At 52.2% G+C, this 21,430-nt stretch carries 22 protein-coding genes; 10 read left to right on the top strand and 12 right to left on the bottom strand.

Going from position 1 to position 21,430, the window contains the following annotated elements; genetic code table 11:
• The first annotated feature begins 7 nt into the window (after positions 1-7).
• Complete coding sequence (locus QUD54_RS00845; RefSeq protein ID WP_286337068.1) at positions 8-646, top strand: phosphoribosyltransferase; 639 nt, start codon at positions 8-10, stop codon at positions 644-646.
• Here QUD54_RS00845 and QUD54_RS00840 read toward each other — a convergent pair.
• The 6 genes from QUD54_RS00840 to dbpA form a co-directional block, all read right to left on the bottom strand.
• Complete coding sequence (locus QUD54_RS00840) at positions 615-1,274, bottom strand: hypothetical protein (protein ID WP_286337067.1); 660 nt, start codon at positions 1,272-1,274, stop codon at positions 615-617. The genes QUD54_RS00845 and QUD54_RS00840 overlap by 32 nt on opposite strands.
• A 67-nt stretch (positions 1,275-1,341) precedes the next feature.
• The gene (locus tag QUD54_RS00835) at positions 1,342-2,004 is read right to left on the bottom strand and encodes a hypothetical protein (protein WP_286337066.1); all 663 of its coding nucleotides are present in this window, start codon (positions 2,002-2,004) and stop codon (positions 1,342-1,344) included.
• A gap of 3 nt (positions 2,005-2,007) precedes the next feature.
• Positions 2,008-2,601: a YajG family lipoprotein gene (locus QUD54_RS00830; protein ID WP_286337065.1), complete on the bottom strand. Its 594-nt coding sequence runs from the start codon at positions 2,599-2,601 to the stop codon at positions 2,008-2,010.
• Between the two features lie 55 nt (positions 2,602-2,656).
• A complete protein-coding gene (locus QUD54_RS00825; RefSeq protein ID WP_286337064.1) occupies positions 2,657-3,316 on the bottom strand; it encodes a c-type cytochrome in 660 nt (219 codons plus the stop codon).
• A 59-nt stretch (positions 3,317-3,375) separates the two neighbouring features.
• Complete coding sequence (locus tag QUD54_RS00820; protein WP_286337063.1) at positions 3,376-3,828, bottom strand: YaiI/YqxD family protein; 453 nt, start codon at positions 3,826-3,828, stop codon at positions 3,376-3,378.
• The gene (gene dbpA, locus QUD54_RS00815) at positions 3,828-5,213 is read right to left on the bottom strand and encodes an ATP-dependent RNA helicase DbpA (protein WP_286337062.1); all 1,386 of its coding nucleotides are present in this window, start codon (positions 5,211-5,213) and stop codon (positions 3,828-3,830) included. The genes QUD54_RS00820 and dbpA overlap by 1 nt, the downstream gene beginning before the upstream one ends.
• Positions 5,214-5,351: 138 nt before the next feature.
• Between dbpA and QUD54_RS00810 the strand changes: the two genes are divergently transcribed.
• Together QUD54_RS00810 and QUD54_RS00805 are read left to right on the top strand one after the other, a co-directional pair.
• Entirely contained in the window at positions 5,352-5,933 is a 582-nt protein-coding gene (locus QUD54_RS00810) for a hypothetical protein (protein ID WP_286337061.1), read from the top strand.
• The gene (locus QUD54_RS00805; RefSeq protein ID WP_286337060.1) at positions 5,930-6,361 is read left to right on the top strand and encodes a hypothetical protein; all 432 of its coding nucleotides are present in this window, start codon (positions 5,930-5,932) and stop codon (positions 6,359-6,361) included. Before QUD54_RS00810 ends, QUD54_RS00805 begins: the two co-directional genes overlap by 4 nt.
• A 13-nt stretch (positions 6,362-6,374) precedes the next feature.
• Here QUD54_RS00805 and QUD54_RS00800 read toward each other — a convergent pair whose 3' ends face one another.
• Positions 6,375-6,911, bottom strand: a complete 537-nt coding sequence (locus QUD54_RS00800) for an iron-sulfur cluster assembly scaffold protein (RefSeq protein WP_286337059.1) — start codon at positions 6,909-6,911, stop codon at positions 6,375-6,377.
• Between the two features lie 235 nt (positions 6,912-7,146).
• On the opposite strand from QUD54_RS00800, the gene QUD54_RS00795 reads away from it, so the two are divergent.
• From QUD54_RS00795 to QUD54_RS00780, 4 genes are all read left to right on the top strand, one after another.
• Positions 7,147-7,332 (top strand): hypothetical protein, encoded by a 186-nt coding sequence (locus QUD54_RS00795; protein WP_286337058.1) that lies wholly within the window; start codon positions 7,147-7,149, stop codon positions 7,330-7,332.
• Between the two features lie 87 nt (positions 7,333-7,419).
• The gene (locus QUD54_RS00790; protein ID WP_286337057.1) at positions 7,420-7,734 is read left to right on the top strand and encodes a nucleotidyltransferase family protein; all 315 of its coding nucleotides are present in this window, start codon (positions 7,420-7,422) and stop codon (positions 7,732-7,734) included.
• Positions 7,727-8,089, top strand: a complete 363-nt coding sequence (locus QUD54_RS00785) for a HepT-like ribonuclease domain-containing protein (protein WP_286337056.1) — start codon at positions 7,727-7,729, stop codon at positions 8,087-8,089. Before QUD54_RS00790 ends, QUD54_RS00785 begins: the two co-directional genes overlap by 8 nt.
• 284 nt (positions 8,090-8,373) lie before the next feature.
• A complete protein-coding gene (locus QUD54_RS00780) occupies positions 8,374-9,270 on the top strand; it encodes a restriction endonuclease (RefSeq protein ID WP_286337055.1) in 897 nt (298 codons plus the stop codon).
• 128 nt (positions 9,271-9,398) lie between these two features.
• On the opposite strand, the gene QUD54_RS00775 is transcribed toward QUD54_RS00780, so the two are convergent.
• The 5 genes from QUD54_RS00775 to QUD54_RS00755 form a co-directional block, all read right to left on the bottom strand.
• Complete coding sequence (locus QUD54_RS00775; RefSeq protein ID WP_286337054.1) at positions 9,399-11,762, bottom strand: AAA family ATPase; 2,364 nt, start codon at positions 11,760-11,762, stop codon at positions 9,399-9,401.
• Between the two features lie 127 nt (positions 11,763-11,889).
• On the bottom strand, positions 11,890-15,051 hold the full coding sequence (locus QUD54_RS00770; protein WP_286337053.1) for an LVIVD repeat-containing protein: 3,162 nt from the start codon (positions 15,049-15,051) through the stop codon (positions 11,890-11,892).
• Between the two features lie 15 nt (positions 15,052-15,066).
• On the bottom strand, positions 15,067-15,672 hold the full coding sequence (locus QUD54_RS00765) for a porin family protein (protein ID WP_286337052.1): 606 nt from the start codon (positions 15,670-15,672) through the stop codon (positions 15,067-15,069).
• Positions 15,673-15,894: 222 nt separating this feature from the next.
• Positions 15,895-16,983 carry a tRNA pseudouridine(13) synthase TruD gene (truD, locus tag QUD54_RS00760; RefSeq protein WP_286337051.1) on the bottom strand — a complete coding sequence of 363 codons (1,089 nt, stop codon included), beginning with the start codon at positions 16,981-16,983 and terminating at the stop codon, positions 15,895-15,897.
• Positions 16,984-16,993: 10 nt separating this feature from the next.
• On the bottom strand, positions 16,994-17,815 hold the full coding sequence (locus QUD54_RS00755; protein ID WP_286337050.1) for a thiamine-phosphate kinase: 822 nt from the start codon (positions 17,813-17,815) through the stop codon (positions 16,994-16,996).
• A 98-nt stretch (positions 17,816-17,913) separates the two neighbouring features.
• Between QUD54_RS00755 and QUD54_RS00750 the strand changes: the two genes are divergently transcribed.
• From QUD54_RS00750 to QUD54_RS00740, 3 genes are read left to right on the top strand one after another with little or no spacing between them, the layout of a single operon-like run.
• Complete coding sequence (locus QUD54_RS00750) at positions 17,914-18,618, top strand: fumarate reductase cytochrome b subunit (RefSeq protein WP_286337049.1); 705 nt, start codon at positions 17,914-17,916, stop codon at positions 18,616-18,618.
• A complete protein-coding gene (locus QUD54_RS00745) occupies positions 18,615-20,624 on the top strand; it encodes a fumarate reductase flavoprotein subunit (RefSeq protein ID WP_286337048.1) in 2,010 nt (669 codons plus the stop codon). Before QUD54_RS00750 ends, QUD54_RS00745 begins: the two co-directional genes overlap by 4 nt.
• Entirely contained in the window at positions 20,621-21,364 is a 744-nt protein-coding gene (locus QUD54_RS00740) for a fumarate reductase iron-sulfur subunit (RefSeq protein WP_286337047.1), read from the top strand. Before QUD54_RS00745 ends, QUD54_RS00740 begins: the two co-directional genes overlap by 4 nt.
• The last annotated feature ends 66 nt before the right edge of the window (positions 21,365-21,430 follow it).

Raw genomic sequence — 21,430 nt, 5'->3', positions numbered from 1 at the left:
GCGGAAGATGGTTTTCAGAGACAGGCAGGATGCAGGGCGGCACCTGGCACGTGCCCTGCTGCACTACAAGGCGGAGCATCCTCTCGTTCTTGCGATTCCCCGTGGTGGGACCGAGGTTGGCTTTGAAGTGGCCAAAGCACTCAATGCCGACTTCGATATTCTCATCGCCCGCAAACTTCCGTTTCCCGACAATCCCGAATCCGGTTTCGGCGCACTCGCCGAAGATGGATCGCTCTACCTGATTCCTGCCTATGCCAAGATGCTCGATCCTGTTTTGATCGAATCGATCATCGCCCGCCAGCAGGAGGAAATTCGCCGCCGTATCGTACGTCTGCGTGGCGGCAGGTCCATCACTCCGCTCGCCGGACGAACGGTCATACTCGTCGATGACGGCATCGCGATGGGTTCGACGATGCATGCCGCCATCGCTTTCAGCAAACACCAACATGCCGCCAAGATCGTCGTTGCGGCACCTGTAGGGAGCCCTTCCATCAAAGAAGAGCTCGAGCAGATCGTCGACGATGTCGTCATTCTCTCCACTCCACCCTATTTCCGGGCGGTCGCCGACGCATACGAAAACTGGTACGATGTCAGCGACGAAGAGGTTCTCGAGATTATGAAGAGGTGGGAACGGGAGCGGGCATGACAAAGTACGGGGTGGAAGCTTCCACCCCTGCGGAGACGTTGAATCGCAAAGCGAGCCCCTCTTTCGTTTCGACGATCTCCGCATGAGACGAGACCGGAGGGGATCTGTGTTCGAGTGCATAGGAAAGCGTTTTCGCCACATGATGGAAATTTCCGTGCATAGGAAGAACGATGTAGCGAATGCGATCTTTGAGCAGCTCTTCGGCAAGGGTCGAGATAAGCGTATGATAAACGGTCTTGTTGATTAGACGCTGGATGACGTAGTCGTGCATGATACGGATGTTTTTCATCCACGCTTCCCTCTCTCGCTCCGAGAGGAAAGGGTTTTCTTCGACATACTTCATCTCATCCGAGAGCTCTCTCTCTTTTTCGGCGATCTCCTTTTCGATGCGTTTATCGATATCGGGATGATACTTTCTGACCTTCTCCATGATGAGATTGGAATCCAGTGTATGGTATTTGATACTGAAGTGGAGCGTTGCATCTTCGTGCGTTTCCCTGTCGAGTGCCTCGATGAGCTGGATGATGGTTTCGATGAAGATGAATCGATCCTCTTTTGCATGGTCGAATTCGACGCCATGCTGGGAACAGATCGGTTTCGGACCGACATATTTGATCGTATGTTGCATTTGGAAAAAGCCTTTCACTGAACGATAGTATGCATGATGATTTTGCACGCATTATACACCATTCTTTCTACGTTGTAGCCTTCTGTTTGTGAAATAGATCATCCCCAAAGACGGTATAGAGAAATATCGCTGTTCCCAATGAAAAACCGGACCAAAAAATCGATGCGGGGAAATGTGATGGGACACCCTCTTTCAAAACATCGGCTCCTGGAATCAGAAAAGAGAGAATGATGAGCGCTCCGGCGAGCAGCTCTCCTATGAAAAATTTCAGGCCGAAACGCAGGAAACGCTTCTCTTCCGCCCTTTTCAACAGCACGACTCCCGCAAAGATGAGGGCCATAGAAACGACGACGGGAGCCCAAACAGGCCCAACCCATGGTGAGGGAATGAGAAAAAGTATATCCCATGTCGTGACCGAGGCAGGCCAGTCGAGCAGCAGTTTCAAAAAAATGTAGTAAAAGATGTCCCATACTCCGAAAAGAATGAGGTAGGCGGCAATTTTACTTTGAAGCCGTTCGAAGGTCAGCGTTACAGTCGCCCACATGATGATGAGCGTCATCGCTTCACGGATCGTTTCGGTCGAAAGGATATGAGACTCTATCGGAACGAGCGGAAAAGAGAACCCTTGGGGATAGTAGATTTTTCTTAGATAGACGACAACCGAACTTTCGATGTAGGCAAAAGAGATACCCCAGAGCGCCAGCCAAAAGAGTCTACTGTATAAACGCATCGATTAAAAGCGATATTCGTCGATATGTTCGCGCACGCTTTCGACCAGCTGCTCGAGTGTCTCCTGGAGGTAGGATTTGACGGTGCCTTCTCCCGAAAACGGGGGAACCCATTTTTTCTGTGTCAGTCCGACATGCTTGGTGATTTGGACATTGCCCTGTTTGATAAAAAGCGTCACCTTCGCCGTTGCCGTCAGGTTCTCTTTGGTCAGTTCGCTTCGATCAAGGAGAGCTTCGAGTTCGTCGATGCGGATTTTGACCTGTGCCACTTTGGAGTTGTTGACAGGCTTCCTGACGACTTTGCATCCTTCCACATCGAGTGCCTTGACAAGCGCATCGGCGAACCATCTGTCGATCGAATCGTCGGTGAGGATCGTCGTGACGGGTTTGCCGCTCTGGATGATTTTCCCGACCACATTTTTGTTTTTTCTCGCATCGGTCACTCTGGCGAGATAGATCGTTCCGCTTTTTTGAAGGACGGCGGGATTGGGTGTAAACGGATCGAAAGAGATACTCACTTTGGGTTTTTGCGCACATCCTGTCAATCCGAACATGAGCGAGAGTATCAAAACAAGCAGAGTCGAATATCGCTTTTTCATGGTAGAGCCTTTTTGTGTTGATGCATAATGATAGCATCACAGTGTTAAATCGTCGCTAACGATCCGTCGTTATTTTTCGGATTTTTACAGCCGGTCGCTCGGAAAGGGTCATGATGAAGTAAGAGAGCATCGTAACCTGGGAGGCGGAAAAGTGCGTGTAAGCAGGCATCCTGCCGATGACCCCTTTTTTACCGTTTCTCAAAACGGCGGCAATGGTAGATGTGTCGAAATGCCGGATATTCGGCGCACGAAATCGTATTCCACGGCCATCGGTACCGTGGCATCTGGCACAGTAGGCCTTGACGAAAATCGTTTTGCCGGGATGTCCGTTTGGAAAACCTTTGGCTACATAGTCGGCGATGACCTCCGCGCGTGAGGGTTCCGGAACCATCGGCGGCATGCTTCCGGGAAAACTCTTTTTGAAGTTGTGCCCGCCGTTTTGGATTGTGTATTTGGCGCTCTCTTGCGAGATTCTTCGCGTGAGGTCGGCGGCGAATCCGTTGCGGCCTCTGCCATCTTTGCCGTGACAGAAGGCGCACTTTCGAATGTAGAGCGCTCTGCCCATCTCGGTAAGGTGTTTTTTGTCGATCTTTTTCATGATGGACTCGAGCGTTTTCAGATACCTCTTTTCGTCTTCCAAGCTGAATCCCTCTTTTGCAAAAAGTGGAAAAGCTGCCATAAATATGCATAGAAGTGTCGAAACCAACTTTTTCATACCCACAGTGTAATGAAAATAACGATAATTTCAATTGATATATATCAAAGTAAAAAGTATCATTTTTTCAAATGTTTTGTAAAAAAGGCGTTCAATGTATTGGCGAATGCATGGACATCTTTTTTCGTGAATGCGGCAGGCCCGCCGGTGACGACACCGCCGTCACGAAGTTCCTCCATCAGATTGCGCATGGTAAGGTACTGTTTGATATTCTCTTTGGTGTAACGTTCGCCTCTGTGGTCGATGGCATGGGCACCCTTTTCAAGGACCCGGTCGGCAAGGGGAATGTCGGCCGTGATGACAAGGTCGCCGGGTTCGGCCATCTGTACGATCAGGTCATCCGCTTTGTCCGCACCCGCTTCCACGATGTGTGCCGTGACCCGCTTCGATTTTCCAAGACTCACCTTTTTGTTGGAGACAAGCACGACCGGAAGCTCCAGCCGCTCTACCGCCCGTACGACAATAGGTTTCAAAAGGTTGGGAAAGGCATCGCCGTCGACGAAAATATGCATCAGTCACACACCTTGGTTTTGAATGCCCGTCCCTTGATTTTGCCGTTTTCGAAGTGCTTGACTGCACGTTCGATCTCCGAGCGTACTACGGCGACATAGCTGTAAACGTCGAAAATATCGATTTTCCCGATATTTCGCCCCTCGATCCCTGCATCTTTCGCCAAAGCCCCCAGAATGTCGCCCGGCCGCAACTTCTCTTTTTTCCCACCGAAAATGCAGAGTGTCTGCATCTGCGGCAGCGGTAGGGGTTCTTTTTTGGTTTCGCGCTCCGGCATCGCGATCTCTTCAAGCGTTTTTTTCTGATACCCCTCGATCGTTTTCAGCTTTTTTTCATCGTAAGGAGCCCTCAGACTGATGGCCATACCCTCGTTTCCGGCACGTCCCGTCCGTCCGATACGGTGCAGATAGACTTCCGGGTCGTGCGGAAGGTCGTAATTGATGACCATATCGAGATTCGCGATGTCCAATCCGCGCGCCGCCACATCCGTCGCGACCAGCACGGGCGTGCTCCCGTTCGAAAACTGTACCAGTACCTCGGTGCGTTCGAGCTGTTCGAGGTCCCCGTGAAGGGCTTTGGCATGAATACCGCCATTTTGCAGTGTGCGGGCCACTTCCTGAACGTCGAGCTTGGTGTTGCAAAAAAGCATGGCCGATTTGGGGCGGTAGTCGCTGAGAAGATGCAGGACGCACTCCGTTTTGTCCTCTCTTCGCGTTCGAACGCTGTATTGCGCGATTTTGTTTTCATAAGCCGCCTCATCGGGTATGACGGTGACAGCGTCGTTTTGTACTTTTTTGCTCATTGCCTCGATATTTTTTGGGAATGTCGCCGAAAAAAGGAGTGTCTGGCGCAGTTTTGGTATGTTGGAAACGATCTTCAAGATCGCATCGTGAAATCCCATATCGAGCATGCGGTCGGCTTCGTCGAGCACGAGCGTATGGACATTGTCCAGCAGCAGTGTCCCTTTGCCCAGATGATCCTGAATGCGTCCGGGCGTACCGACGATAATGTGGGCACCATGTTCGAGGGAGCGGCGTTGAGGGCCGAAGGGCATGCCTCCGCAAAGTGTCAGAATCTTGACATTGTGCGTAAAGCGTGCCAGACGGCGAAGCTCTTTGGCCACCTGGTCTGCAAGTTCACGGGTCGGGCAGAGTACGATCTCCTGGATACGGAACGCTTTGACATCCAGCTTGTCGAGCAGGCCGATGCCGAATGCCGCCGTCTTGCCGCTGCCGGTTTTGGCTTTGGCGATGACGTCCCTGTTTTTAAGGATATGGGGCAGACTCCGCGCCTGTATCTGTGTCATGGAGCTGTAGCCCAGCGAAGCGAGATTTTTCAGGATCTCTTTCGAAAGCGGGAGGGTGGAAAAGGATAGGTTGGATTGCAATTGATTTCTTTGAAGTGATATACGCCGATTATATCCAAAAATAAGATAAAATCCGAACACTGTTCTCGCCCTCGGGTGAAAACTTCAATGATGGAAATTTCTTTACGGAATCGTTCGTGAAGAAAGGAGATTTTTCGTATGAAAGCAGCAGGAAAACTTGGAACGTGTCCCGAATGCGGCAGCGACATTGTCAACCGGGGCGATTTTTACGGATGCGAAGGCTTTCGTGAAGGATGCGATTTTACCGTCTCGGTCCATGCGTTGGCGGAACTTGGTCATTACTGTATCAGCCCGAAACAGATGCGCAAACTTCTCAAGGGTCACGCACGCATGATATTCAAGACCTCCAGCGGCGTGGAACGTATCTTCGATGTAGAACTCAAGAAAGTCGATGGCAAATGGCGTCCGTGGATCGATTTCGAGGCGGGCGGCGAACTGGAGGTTCTTGGCGCATGCCCGCTCTGCGGGGCCGACGTCGTGGAGAGTCCGCTCTGTTTTGGCTGTTCCCGATGGGAGGAAGGGTGCGACTTCGCTATTTTCAAAAATTCGATTAAGCGTTTCGGCGGTAAAATGCTGAGTAAAACAAAAGCCAAAGAGCTTCTGGCAAAAGGGGTGACGGATGTGACGATACGCGCGTTCGACGGCTCGGAGAGAAAAGTGAAGCTTTTTTTGGACAACGACTACGGATGCAAAATAGATTTTGAAGGAGACGAAAAGTGATAGAACCGCAAATGAGAGAGAGGCTGGAAAAAGTTCTGAAAAAAGCTGCCGAAAACCCGGAGGATGAGAAATTTTCCCCGCTCGTCGCCCTCGATGCGATTTTGAAAGAGATCGAAAAAAACGGTTTTATGCAGATAATCGATCTCGATCCCTATTTCGGAGAGGTCTCTCTTCCCCTGAAGGAACAGGCCGATCTTCTCATTCGGCGCTACCCCGAAGCCTTTTCCTTTTTCGAAGCGTTCATGAAGGACCTGCAGGAGGAGATCGAGCTATTTTTCGAAGTAACCGAGATGTACGAAGACGAAGAGTTCGACCAGTTCGTCGAAGATATGAGGATCATCAAAGCCCGTTACGGTGAAATTTTCGAAAACGAGTACAAAGAGAAGATGAACGATTTTGTGAAAACCGTTTTGGACGACCTGGCATAATACAAAGTCAGGGTCAGGGCGCTTTGGCGACGAAAGCGCAGTCCGTATTTGAATATGGGCAGCGCTTGGCGATATTCATAGTGAAATACTCTTCGATAATCCCCTCTTTTTTACGCTCCATATGACGTACTGCGGCCCTGAAAGCGGTCAAGACGATATTGGCACTGTCCTGTGATTCCGTTGAAACGGGAGATACTTGCTCCCCCTCCGGCTTTGAGAGATCGATTTTTGGTGGTTCAATCTGATTATAGGCTTCCGCCACCTCACCCTCAAGGGCGCTGACCCTTTCCATCGCATTTCGCAATGTATCGCCTTCTATCATTTCGGTCAGTACGGAGCCCAGAATGAGCGTATCTTCCGACCCGTGAGCGACATATGTGGCTTTCTCAATGGTACCGTTGTCGATTTTCAGATAGATGGTAGCATAGTTTTTGGTGGCGTTGTCGACTCCCGTCCCCACACCGTCTGCATCCTTCATTTCCCCGTAGTTTCGGGGATTCGCGAAATGTCTAAGTATTTCGTCATTGACCTCTTTCATCTTTAAATCCACAGCTCATCCTTTAAAAACAAACCTTGCACCGGAAATAATAGCCTTGAATTTCTTTACATTCACTTTAGAAGATATTTGAAATATAACTTTGAAAGCTTTCCGTAGGCCAGGTACTTCGACAAATGAGTGGCCATCTCTGAATTTTGGTAATCTATGTCTTTTTTTTCAAAATTTTCAAACAAATTTCAAAAGTTAATAAGTTAATCCCTGACCCTTTTATTTTTTCAAAGAAATCATGGACGATTTGCAGGAGGAGATCGAGATCCATTTCGAAACGACCGAAATGTACGAAGACGAAGAGTTCGACCAGTTCGTCGAAGACATCCGCATCATCAAAGCGCGCTACAGTGAAGATTTCCGCAAAGACCTCCTGCCGAAGATGGAAGCGCTCGTCGAAAAGGTGGTGGAAGAGCTGGGGTAACCGCCCACCCCGCCCTTCGTCCAAGCCACTGCGAATCCTAGCCTTCCTCCCATTCCCACACTTTTGTGCCTATGATATAATTGTTCCATGAAACCGACACGAAACGAGATTTTGGAAGTGCTCACAGAGATCAAAGCCTCTCTGGCAGCCCGAGGGATCGAAAAGATAGGACTCTTCGGCAGTTACGCCACCGGCAGGCAAAATGTCTACAGCGACATCGATATCGCCTTCGGCAAAAGAGCCGACTATCGAAAACATTTCAGCGGATACGACTACTTCGACACGCTTCGATTCCTCCGTGACACTCTACAAAAACGGCTGCATCGCCCCGTCGACCTTTTCGACCTGGACAGCCAAAGTCCTCTACGTAAACGCATCCAACGTGAGCTGATCGATGTGTGACCCCAAAGCGCTGCACCGGATCGAAACGATACTTAAAAAGATCGGTTTTATCGATACCATCATCCAAAAACACGGTTCGATCGAAAACGCCCTGGCAGACGAAGCCGAAAGTCGCGCAGCGATTTTGATGCACCTCACGAGCATCGCCGAGCAGTTTGACAAACTCCTGCATAACGGCGAAGTCGAGCTACTCGCCTATTTCGACAAACAGGATATCAAAGGCAGTTACGATCTTCGCAATTTCATCGCCCATGATTACGAAGGTGTGGATCTCTACATCGTGGAGGATGTCATAACGTCACGCCTGCCGATCATCGAAAAGTCGGCAAAAAAAGCGTTGGAAGCTTGTGGATAATTTCTCCGAAACCGGAAATACTTCACAAGCATTCGCCCACCCTATCGACCTATTCGGCTTCGAAAGCCAGAGCCTGTAAGCAACTCATTCGAAAATTGGACTCCCGATGCGACATATCAAAGTTTCAAAAGTCGAAATTCAACCCCTGACCCCTATAGTTCTCTTTTACCCTCTCCCTTACTCACTTATTTAAGTTTTTATTGAGTAATATTGGATTTAAAAAAATTATCTATAGATTAAAAGGGATATTTAGAACTGTGGCTATACCAAATTATCAAACAATTATGTTACCACTTCTAAAATTGGCCTCAGACGGCAAGGAACACAAATTCAGTCAAGCAGTGGAAGAATTGGCGAATGAATTCAATTTAACGGCTGAAGAAAGAAACGAGCTTCTTCCTAGCGGAAGTCAACCTGTTTTTAACAATCGTGTTGGCTGGGCACGTTCATATCTCAAACAAGCAGGTCTGCTCGAATCGCCAAGAAGAGGCTTTTTCACCATTACTCCAAAAGGACTGGAATTGCTCAGCACAAATCCAGTCAAAATAGATGTATCTGTCCTTGAACAGTATCCCGAGTTTATTGAGTTCAAAAAGCGAAAAAAGACAAAAAGCGAAAACGATGCCCAAATAGAAATATCTACAGGACAAGATTCCGACTTAACCCCGGAAGATTCTCTTGCAGAAGCGTATAAATTGCTTCGATCAGCTCTTGAATCAGAAGTGATCAATGTTGTCAAAGAGGCATCCCCTTCGTTTTTTGAACGTTTGGTTGTCGATTTACTTGTAAAAATGGGATATGGAGGAAGCCGCCAAGATGCCGGAAAGGCACTCGGGAAAAGCGGGGATGGCGGCATTGACGGCATCATCAATGAAGACCGGCTTGGATTGGATGTCATTTATATTCAAGCAAAGCGCTGGAGTGAGGGTACAGTTGGCCGCCCTGAAATTCAGAAATTTGCAGGAGCTTTGCAGGGCCAGCGTGCTAAAAAGGGTGTATTTATCACGACGTCATCATTTACAAAAGAAGCGATAAAATATGTCTCGCGTATTGAATCGAAAATAATTCTCATTGATGGCGAGCGCCTGGCGAAACTCATGGTCGAACATAATGTCGGAGTAACTACTGTCGGGATATATGAGATCAAAAAACTCGATTCGGATTATTTTGAGAATGAGTAGAGCTCAAAACACGCTTCGTTTCGAGTCGAAGTCAAATGGGGTCAAAGTCAAATGAGGGCTTGAATTTTGAATTCTGTATATTTTCCCGATCACCTTATTAAAAAATGTTCTTTATAAAAATCACACCCTCATCCCTTCACCATCTCCTTCAGCTCGCTGCCTTCGATGACCTCCTCTTTCAGCAGCTTTTTGGCGATCTTTTCGATTGTTTTCCACTCTTTTTCGATGACCGCTTCGGCACGCTTCGTCCCCTTTTCGATCCAGTGGGCGATACGTGATTCGATCTTCTCTTTAAAAAGATTGTTGTTGATGTTTTGAAGCAGTAGTTCGATACTGATATTCAAAAGCTCCTCATCCATGCCGAACTGTGCCACGGCACTGTAAGCATAGAGCGATGCCTCTTGCAAATCGTTGTAGGCACCGGTTTCGAGTCCCTTCTCTTTGCCGAATTTTTTGATCGTCGCCAGGCGTCCCGCCAGCAGAACGGCGATGTTGCCTTCGATGTCCTCTTTGCTCATGTTGGTCTCGATGGCGTCTTGCATGTAGGAGACCAAGCCGAGGGCTTCGCTTCTCGGGATCACTGTGACCTGCTCGATCTCCACATCGGGAAGCAGCCGTAGCGAGGTGACGGCATGCGCCGCTTCGTGCCAGGCACTCTTTTTCAAGTCCTCTTCGAAGTTCTTAAACCGCTTCTTTTCGAGTTTGTGGCCATATTTGATCGTGTTGATTCGGTCGATGATGATGGCTTCGGTCAGCTTCTCTTTGCCCGCTCTCAAGGCGTCGAGTGCCGCCTCTTTGGCGATGCGTCCAAGCTCGTAGCCGTTCATTCCCGTCATGTAACGGGTGATACGGTCGATGTCGATCCCCTCTTCATGCGGTTTTTCGAGTATCTTCTTCGCGAAGAAGCGACGCGCTTCACGATCGAGTTCCGGGACCTCGACACTCTGGTCGATACGTCCCGGATGGGTCAGGTCTTCCGGGACCTCTTCGATCTCTCTGGCTGTCGCGACGGTAAAAATATAGTTGTCGGGCTCGGACGGCACATGGTCGATCATCTCGCACAGGACACCCGTGGGGATATGGGTGTAGTTTCCATCGACGACACCTTTTGTGTCGACGCCTTCGAGCACGACGATGACGGGTGCCGCGATACGTGCCCTGGCATACACTTCCTGAATCAACAATTCGTCGAAAAGATCGATGTTGCGCAGATAGATATAAGGCAACCCCGCTTCTTTCGCGAAAGCTTTGACGAGCATCGTCTTGCCAACTCCTTCCGGGCCGTAGAGGAGCAGTCCTTTGGGAAGAGAGATATGAAAATGTCTCAACCCTTTTTCGTTTTGAAGGACTTCGATAATCGACTTGAGCTCCTTTTTGACTCTAACCTGCCCCGCTACATCCTTGAATCCTATATGGGACGCCTTGATGGCGAGCCTGTCGGCATAGGCGGTTCTCTGGTCCGGCTTTTGCGTTTCGACTTCACGGAGCGAATCGAGCGTTACGCTGACACTGTTCTTTCTCTTCTGCACTTTCCATGTGAGTTCGAAACGGCGTTCGAATTTGACGAAATATTTCAGATCGAACGAGAGATCGAAAAAGCTCCGCATCCATTTTTCGGCTTTTGCCGAGACGTTGAATCGACACGTTTCGGCACCTTCACAGCTTAACAAGAGTCTGTCGGCAAGAAGTGCGGGAAGCTTGTGAGCGATACGCTTGGCATTGAGGTAGGGGGAGAAACCGAGCAGAAGCCCGAGTGCCAGAGTTTCGGGCGATTTTATTTCGATTTGGGTCAGGGTGACGGCATTGAGCCGGCTGACGGTCCGTTGCAGTATGCGCTCGCTTATCTGCCAAAGTGCTTTGATATCCAGAGCATAGAAGAGTGCGAGGTCACCTTCACTCAGTACCGTGAGAATCTGTGCGTCGAAGAGGGATATGAGGTTTCCATCTTCATCGTGTGATGCGACCTTGGCGATCTCTTCGAAAAACTTCCCCTGCCTCAAAAGCGGGTTTTCATAATAGCTGTCGACGAACTTTTTTTCATACCATGCGGGATCGCCGAGCGTAAAAGTGAAGAGAAAGAGTGATTGCCGGTAGCGTCTGACATCGTCGGGTGCACCGTCTGCGACGATGCTGGCGAGTGTCCGTTGGATCGAATGGTCCGCCTTGTCGATATCTTCACAGATCACGACACCGTTGGGATGTTCCGCGATCCACTTTTCCAGAACCCCCTCTTTTCCGACAAGACGGCCGATATCGTCCGAAAAAGCGTATTCTCCCATATGAAGTACGAGTATCTCGCGCTGGAGGTAGCGTCCGATGAGTTTCGCCGCGAAATTTTTGCCACATGCCGGCGGCCCGGCCAGTGTGATGAGCCCTTCGACACCATCGAACAGCCTAAGCCGCCCCACCCTTTCGACGACAGGAGAGAGAAACCCCAAGGCTCTCTCCTGCCCGATCATCTCTTGTTTCGCGAACGTTTCGAAATTTTGCATTGTTTCCACCTGTTGCTGATGCCATATTTTAGCATGTCGGCATGAGAAAAAGCCAAAAAGACTCTCCTACCCACAGGTGAACATACGGGTAACCCTTTTTCCGGTCCTGGACCGGAAAAGGTTGCGCTCACTCCCGAACGTCGAGCAGCAGCACGCCGCTTCCACCGCCCACGTAGAGCCGCGAGCCGTCGCCGCCGAGGGCGAGCCCGTTGCTGCTTCGGTTGGTGTGGGGCAGCCGTCCGATCAGCCGGGGGTGTTCGCGATCTTCCACATCGACAATCTTGGCTTCGTAGCCGCTGTAGTAGCCCTGGTCGGCGACATAGAGGCGCCGCCCGTCGGGAGAGAGAAGCGTCTCTTGGGGCTTGAGCTCGAAATCGGTGCCAGACCGGGCCACGACGGCGGGAGCGTCGGGATCGCTCGTATCCAGTACGACCAGGGCGTCTGTGGATCGGTTGTAGGCTACATAGAGTGTTTTGCCGTCGGGCGAGAGTGCCACGTTTTTGAGGTTGGATGCTCCCTCGGTATACTCCGACCGTTTGACGGGATCTGCCGGTGACGAGAGGTCGACCACATAGACCCCTCCGCCCGCGCAGGCCACATGAAGTATCTTTCGCGTGTCGTCGAAAGCCATGTCGAGGCACTGGCCGTTTTCCAGATCGAGCGAACCGACCACCGTCACGTTCGATTCGTCATCGATCTTCACGACCTTGAGCAGGTGGTTCCAGGTGCCAACATAGGCATATTTGCCATCTTCGGAGAGAGCAAGTGCCTTCGCTTCGCCCCCGAGTGCCGTCTTGCCGGTCTGGGCGACCACATGCAGGTTCGTTTCGTTCAGGTCGACGATCACCAGGCCATTGTCGCGGGTGGTGACGTAGGCACGGCTCTCGTCGTCTGAAAGGGCAATGGCCCCGGGGTATGCGCCGCCATAAGATAGCGTCGCGAGGATCGTTTCGTTGCCGTCGATGGCAGGTCGGCGGCTTGTGTCGTAGACGAAAAAGTTGTTGTAATTGGCCAGGTAGAGGTGGCTTTCATCCTTCTTGAGGGCGATGATCCCCCCTCTAATGACATTGGTGCCGAGAATGCGGCTTTTGTTCAGATCCTCGATCGCGACGACGGAAGGTTGGTGATAGTCGTTGATTCCGGCGATCAGGCTTCCGTCGGGCGAGAGGACGATATGATCGTAGCTAATGTTCCTACGGGTGTATGTCGCCAACACCTTCGGGGCGCTTTTGTCCGTGACGTCGAACGCCGTCAGGTTGCGTGCGATGTAGTCCCCCGGGCCCGAGGTGTAGAGCCTGTTGCAGCCGGGTGCGAAGGCGATGCCGCTGAAGAAGGGCTGGGTGCTCCCGATCATTTCGCTGCTGGCGAACGATCCGAGGGGTTGGGGATCGGCCGGGTCGGTCAAATCCACAATTTCGATGGCGGCATGGCTCTCCCGTACTCCGGCCAGCGCGATGTAGGCTTTGGCACCGTCGCGGCAGTAGGCGAACCGGTGGGTCTCCAAGCCCAGCGGCGTGTAACTTCGCGCCGGATTGGCCGGATCGGAGAGGTCGTAGACCTGCAGCCTGGAGGAGGCGTACCCCGAAAGGGCGAGAAGCCGTTTCGTCTCTGCATCCGGCACCAGCTGCTTGACGTTTTCGTCCAGAGGCGCCGAACCCAGCGAGGCACCCGTGGCGGCGTCGAGCAGGAAGATTTTCTCCTTGGTGGCGACATAGAGGGCGGTTCCGTCGGGAGAAACGGCGACGATCCGGGCGTTACCCAGGGTCGTGTTCAAATCGCCGACGGCAGCGGGCGAAACGGAGAGGTCCACCCGTTTGACACCGCCGTCACCCGCCGCTACGTAGGCGATCTTTTCGTCGGATGAAAGGGCGAACCCCCGGGCTTCGTCGATGATCACCTTTTCGGCCATGGTCGCCGCGTGGGAGGCATCGGGTTCGAGATCGAGAATGTAAAATCCCCTCTCATTTCCCTGATACCCTGTCAGATAGAGTCGGCTGCCGTCGCGGCCAAACCGGATGTCATGGTTGTTGCCGATCTCACTGACCATATCGATCGCCCCGAGACTGCCCAGAGAGAAGAGTCCCCCCACTTCGTAAAACCCGTTGCCGGCGTGGATCTCGCCGAGGATCTCCGCCTGCCGCAATCGGTAGGCGTAACGCATTTTCTTTTTGTGCGAGACGGGGTCGAAACCCAGCACGTCGCTCCACCCGACGGCCCCGTCTCCGTCGAGATCTTCGCCGATGATTTTCGCGAAAGTCTCTTGCCATTCCGATTCGGCGATGGCATAGGGGTTGGTGGCGATTTCGTGCCAGAATTTCTGATAAAGAACGTCCGACACCATCGTAACGCGTACATAACCGTGCTCACGAATGTCGCTCCCTTTCGCGAAGAGGTGGACGACTCCACGGTTGATCGTGGGTGTAGTGTCGAGCGAACCGTCGTCGTCGGCATCGATATCGTTGCCGCCGCTCACTTCGTAGAGATACCACTTTCCATCTTCCAGATCCGCCGCATGGCCGTCGAACCGCCCGCTCGTGGAAATATCCCCTTCGCTTGTCGTTTCGGTGAAGAGGAGCGTTTTCGTTCCATCACTTGCGACTTCGTAGATTTTGACTTCGGCTCCAGCCAGATAACCGAGCTGTGCGACACTGGTCAGGTCGTTACAAGTCACTTTGATATCGGTGACGTTGGAAGATACGATCGTACCGCTGCCGTTTTCGACGCTGCACTCCTGTCCCACAGGCTGCGTCTGGACCGTGACGTTGTAACGCTCCCCCGTATGGAGTGCCGTAGCGAAGGTGAAAGTGCCATCGGCGTGCAGGGAGAGGTTGTCCCCACCGTTGTTTTGCAGTACGACATCATTGCCGCTGTCGAGGCCGGCGAGTGTTCCACCGACCGTATAGCTCTTGTCGACACAGGTAAGCGTGATGTCCGTGACATCGGAATTTGCAACCGTTCCACTGGCGTTGGAGAGTGTACAGTCCTGATCCGTGGGAGCGGAGAGGATGGTGACATTGTAACCGCTCCCCTCCCTCATCGGTGTGGCGAACGTGAAAGAGTTGTCACCCGCATGGACCGTGAGGTCGTCCCCACCGTTGTTCTGAAGTACGACATCTCCTTTTACATTGGTGGAGGTTCCGCCAATCGTATACATGGTTGGTACCGATGGATTGTCGCCACCCACGAGCTGGTGATCCGATTTCGTGCCGGTGGAGCCGCACCCGCCGATCAATATCGTTGCAGAGACCGAAAAAACCGTTATAAGCGTTTTGAAATTAAACTGTCCCATTTTCTTTCCTTACCATCAAAATTTATACGAAAGGCCCACAGCCCACGTATCGGATTTCACATCATCGAGTTTCGCTCTGTAGTCGAACCCGGTATCGTCGTAAAGACGCACATAATCCGCGAAAAAAGAGAGATTCTCCGAGATGGAATATGCGGCGCCTACACCCCATTGAAAACCGCTTTCATAAGCGTCTCCACCCTCCAGGCTCTCGAGCATGACGCCACCGTAGCCCAGTAGTGCGTAGAGACTGAATCTGTCGATTGGATACGAAGGTTTCAGATAGATCCCCCAGCTCCAGAAATCCCCGTCGTAATCGCTGGAACTGTTGTTCGTGCGACCCGGGTCGTATGACATGGTGAAACCGTATGTATATCTCCCTTCGAGAGCGAAATAACGGTTGTACTGGTAGCCTGCTTGAAGCAACAACGTACGGCTCTTCATCTCCTCATCGGTCGTATCGTCGTAGACGAATCCCTGCCCCACTCCGATACCTACATAAAACGGACGCGTTTGGGCGGTCCGTGCACTCATCGTCTCTTCCCGTTCTACATTCCCATCTCCCGCATTTGCCACAGTGGACAAGATACAAAGCATAGAGAAGGCAAGTGTCGATTTTTTCATGCATTCCTCCTTTTTTCAACATTATAAAATCCAAATGTTGCATATTTGTTGCATTCTGTGTCTTTGGGTTTTGGTTAAAAAAGAGGAAGGGAGAAAGTGCAACGGCCTCTATCGTTTTTTCAACGAGACCGACAGGGAGATGGGCTGGACGATCAGGGATGAAGCCTCCGTATCATGGAGAGGAGAGGGTTTTTCGATCGGAAAAGAGAAGCAGGTTCGTCATTACCCTCTTCCCCTTACCTCCCGGTTGGCGATCATTTCGAGCATGACGGTCGCGTAGCTTCCTTTGGGGAGCGTGAAGTGAAGTTCGTAGTGCCACTCCTCTTTTTTGTAGTGGCCCTCGATCCCTTCGGGCCAGATCCAGGCGTAGCGACGGCCGCCCTGGGCCGGAACCTCTTCCACGAACTCCTTTTCGATTTCCCATGCAAGGCCCGTGGCGTGCTTCGCCTTCTGCCCGCTCAGAAGACCCGTCGGGCTGACATCGCGATGTTTGAAGCGTCCGGCATCTTCGTGCAACTCCTCGGCAATGAAGAGTTTGCCGTGGGGGTAATGCTGAAGCACGTCACCGGGCAGCAGTTTGAAAAAATGCGGTTCTTTGTGGACGGCCTGGATGATTTCATCGTTCCAGACAAAGACATCTTTGAGCTCTTTGGGCTTCAGTCCGTCGAAGAGGCGCGAAATTTCGATGCGTTTGCTCAGCCATAGGTTGAAAAGATGTGACTGGTAGGCGCTCATCAAAAAATCGCGCTTTTTCCTGTCACGCATCTTTCGCTTTCCTTCGATGATCTCGCGCGCCGTTTCGTAGTTGTCGCCCTCTCGGCCGAAACGCTGCCAGCCGAAATAGTTGGGCATTCCGTTTTCGGCAATCCACTTAAGGAGCGAACCGATCTTCGTCGCATCGGTCGGGCTCACTTTTTTGAGACGGATGAAGAAACGGTTTCCTTTGAGATGACCGATCCGGAGCTTGTTATTATGGTAGGTCGTTTCGAGAATTTTGATCTGATCGTGCGAGAAGTTCTTCAGCGCCTCCTCGTGCTTTTTGTGCACGGAGATGTACTGGATCGTCATCGCATCTTTGTCTTTGAGTCCCGCGTATCCGAAGTCGCGGACGCGAATTCCCAGATGGCTGCTGAGTATCTCCAACATCTGCCATGTCGTCAGCGCCTTTTTGCGGACTCTTAGGATCAGGTGTTCTCCCTCACCGCTGAATTCGTAAAGCGGGATCTCGGTGACGACGAAATCGGCCGGTGTCTGTCTGAAATGAAAATGGACCGGTGCATGCGATAGTGGATAGAGTCTGTCTAATTTCATCGTTTGGTTCCTAAAAGTGGTTTGGTCTGCAAAGATTGTGATAGGGTTTTCGCACCGCCCTGGCAAAAACGGTCAATGGTGTGCGTGTAAGTCGGGCAATATGCCGGATCCTCTTTTCATGGCGCGGATCAAAGGCAAAAAGCACTTCGAACTCTTCACCGCTGCATCCGACAGGTTTGGGAATGGGAACGAAAAAGTCGAAACCCAGCCGGTTGGCGCGGTGCAGTTTTTCCAGATCGTGGAAGAGCCCGTCGGAGATGTCCATCGCACTGCGGATAAAGGGCGCCGCTTTGTAGAAAAACCGGTCCCGAAGAACGGGATGGACGAATCGCGAGCCGGGGTTGACCGAGGCGCCGCGCAGCAACCTCTGCAGATCGCGCCGGCTCTCTCCCAGTCTGCCGGTGTAAGCGAGAAGATCACCCTCTTTCATGCCGCTTCGCAGAATCGGTCGGCTGCATTCGGCCATGATTGTAATCGAGATGTCGAGCTTGATGTTGGCAATCGTGTCGCCACCGATGATCGTGATCCCAAAAGCGTCCGCCGTTTCCTGAAAGCCGCGGGCGAGCTCTTTGAGCTCTTTGCGGGTGTAGTGTTTGGGAATGGCGACCGTAAGAAGCGCATATTTCGGCCTGCCGTTCATCACGATTGCGTCGGAGATGTTGACGAGCATCGCTTTTCTGGCGATCTCGTAGAGGCTCATCCATTCGCGTTTGAAATGGACATTTTCGAAAAAGGCGTCCTGACTGATGCACATATCGTTCAATATGGCCGCATCGTCGCCGATGAAAGGAGTTTCGGCAAAACAGCCGATAAAGTAGTCTTCTTTGTTCATGGATGCGATTATATCCAATCTCGCCATTTCATCGGATATCAAGGAAATGAAAACTTCATTATGAGATAATTCCGTTTTCTCTTTGCAAGGAACTGTTTATGTTGACAACTCACCGTAGCCGTGCACCGGCCTATCTCGACTTTCTCCAGGGATTCACAGGTCTTCTTCTGGCACTCTTTATCGTAGGGCATATTCTCTTTGAAGCTTCCATCCTTTTCGGGCCCGATGCGATGGAGCGTATGACACTCTTTTTCGAAGGCTACTACCTGTTCGGGGAGAGGCATCCGGCGATTGTCACGATACTGGCGGCGATCATCTTTACACTCTTTGTCGTCCATGCGGCACTGGCTGTGAGAAAGATTCCGTCGACATGGCGGCAGTATCGGACTTTTCGGAACCATATGAAGCGATTCAGGCATGAAGATACCTCTTTATGGATGGTCCAGGTGATGACGGGATTCGCGATGTTCTTTCTGGCCCCCGTGCATATCTATATGATGATGGCGAACCCCTCCAAAATCGGCCCTTATCTCTCCGCCCAGCGTGTCGTCGAGGGCTGGATGTGGCCGCTCTATCTGGTACTGCTCTTCTGTGTCGTACTGCACGCATTCGTGGGACTCTACCGACTCGCGCTCAAATGGGGATGGTTCGAGGGGAGAAACTATAGAAAAAGCAGAAAAGCGATGAAACAGATTCTTCGGGCTTCCATCGTTTTGTATATCGTGATCGGTCTCGCATCGCTTTCGGCCTATGTCTCGATCGGCCTCGACATCAAGAACGGCTCCGTAAAGGTTGAACCATGAAGATCATCTATACCGATGTACTGGTTGTCGGCGGCGGACTGGCTGGGCTTCGCGTGGCTACGGGCGTACAGGAGCGCGGGCACCGCACGATCGTCCTTTCGCTGGTCCCGCCCAAACGTTCCCATTCGGCGGCGGCCCAAGGCGGCATGCAAGCATCGCTCGGCAACTGTGCGATGGGATGGGGCGACAACGAAGATATTCACTTCGAAGATACGGTCAAAGGGAGTGACTGGGGTGCGGACCAGCAGGTCGTTCGGATGTTCGTCAACACGGCTCCGAAGGCGATTCGGGAGCTTACGCATTACGGTGTGCCGTGGAACAGAGTACGCAAAGGGAAACACGAAGCGATCATCAATGCGCAAAAAGTGCTCATCGAAGAGCGGGACGAGGCGCACGGTCTCATCACTGCACGAGATTTCGGCGGCACAAAGAAGTGGCGTACCTGCTACACTTCCGACGGGACCGGGCACAGTATGCTCTACGCCATGGACAACAAAGCGCACGAAGACCGGGTGATGATCCATGAACGGATGGAGGCGATGGCGCTCATCCACAAAGACGGCCGCTGCTACGGGGTCGTCGCACGAAACCTGATGGACGGCGAGATCGTCGCCTATGTCGCCAAAGCGACGACTATCGCCACAGGCGGATACGGCCGCATCTACGCCGTCACGACCAATGCCATCATCTGCCAGGGAACCGGACAGGCCCTGGCACTCGAGAGCGGCGTCGCGACGCTTGGAAACATGGAAGCGGTACAGTTTCACCCGACAGCGATCGTACCGGTCGGCATTTTGACGACAGAGGGGTGCCGGGGCGACGGCGGGGTGCTGCGTGATGTCGACGGCTACCGCTTTATGCCCGACTACGAACCGGAAAAGAAGGAGCTTGCATCGCGCGACGTCGTCTCCCGCCGTATGATCGAGCATATCCGAAAAGGCAAAGGGGTTCCCTCCCGCTACGGTGACCACCTCTGGCTCGACATAACGATTCTGGGGCGTGAACACATCGAAAAGAATCTGCGGGAAGTCAAAGATATCTGTGAAAACTTTCTCGGCATCGACCCGGCCGAAGAGTGGATCCCGGTACGCCCGACCCAGCACTATTCGATGGGTGGCATCCGTACCAAACATACGGGTGAATCGCAGACGATGAAAGGACTCTACGCCTGCGGCGAAGCGGCTTGCTGGGACCTGCACGGCTTCAACCGTTTAGGAGGCAACTCGGTGAGTGAAACGGTCGTTTCCGGAATGCTCGTCGCAGAATACATTTCCGACTTCTGCGACTCGCCGCAGAGCAGCATCGATATCTCGACGGCGGTTGTCGAAGCGTTCATTCGGGCCGAAAAGGAGAAGATTCATCGACTGTTGACACACGAAGGGGGTGAAGACGCCTACGTGTTGCGAAGGGAGATGGAGAGCATCATGATGGAGAAGGTGGGTATTTTCCGTAACGGCAACGATCTGCAAGAAGCGGTCGAGCGGCTCGAGCGGCTACTCGTCCGTAGTAGGAATATCACGGTTTCGCGTTCCAAATCCTATGCCGCCAATCCGGCACTGGTGATCGCCTACCGGACGCAGAAGATGATCAAAGTGGCACTCACCGTCGCCTACGGCGCACTGCTTCGCACCGAAAGCCGGGGTGCTCACGCTCGGGAAGACTACCCGATGCGTGACGATGTCAACTGGCTCAAACGTACGATCACCTCGTGGCCGGACCCGGAGCGGACCCTCCCGACGGTTACCTACGAGCCGATCGAAATCTCCCATATGGAGCTGCCGCCGGGTTTCCGCGGATACGGAAAGAAAAATATTATCGAAAATCGGCAGAGCGCCATTCAGCAGGCGAAAATCGACGCGATCCGGAACGAGCTGCTCAAACACGGCGCCGACCGGTTCGAAATCCAGAACGCTTTGATGCCCTACGAGCATCTGTTGCCCGAAAAATACAGGGGGCGCAACGAACGACTCTACGAGCGATTCGACGATGAGAAGGCAAAACAATGAATGAGACAAAACCACGAAGACTGAAAATCAATATTTTCCGATACGATCCGCATCAAAAAGGCGACACCCCCCATATCGAAACGTTCGAGATCGAAGAGGCGCCGGGCATGACACTCTTTATCGTTCTGAACGATATCCGCGAACACTACGATGCATCGCTCAAGTTCGACTTCGTCTGCCGTGCCGGCATCTGCGGAAGCTGCGGGATGATCATCAACGGCAAACCGGGACTCGCCTGCAGCACCCTAACCTCCAAATTGCCCGAGGAGATCAATCTCGCCCCGCTACCCGTTTTCGAACTGATCGGCGACCTTTCGGTCTTTACCGGCAAGTGGATGCGTGGGATGAACGAACGGCTCGAAACGTGGATCCATAACAAAGAGGATGAGATCCGGGATATCCACCGTCTCGAGAAGCCGATGGAACCGGAGCTTGCGGAAGAGATCTACGAACTCGACCGCTGTATCGAGTGCGGATGCTGCATCGCCGGGTGCGGGACGATCCAGATGAACGAAAACTTCGTCGGGGCGGTCGGCATGAACAAAATCGCCCGCTACGCCCTCGATCCGAGAGACAAGCGCGACGATGCCGACTACTACGAACTGGTAGGTGACGAAAATGGCGTATTCGGATGCATGACGCTTCTGGGTTGCGAAGATGTCTGCCCCAAAAAGCTGCCGTTGCAATCCAAAATCGCCTATCTGAGGCGCCAGATGGTGAAGATCGGAATGAAGAAGTAGGTTTGGCAGTGCTTTGCATCCATCCGTAACATTTTGAAACCTCTGCGCCAAACCCCTTCGGAGAAT

Origin of the sequence: Hydrogenimonas cancrithermarum (genome assembly GCF_030296055.1) — a bacterium.
GTDB lineage: Bacteria > Campylobacterota > Campylobacteria > Campylobacterales > Hydrogenimonadaceae > Hydrogenimonas > Hydrogenimonas cancrithermarum.
The sequence above is the reverse complement of the archived record's forward strand: the minus strand, read 5'-3'. Positions and strand labels throughout refer to the sequence as shown.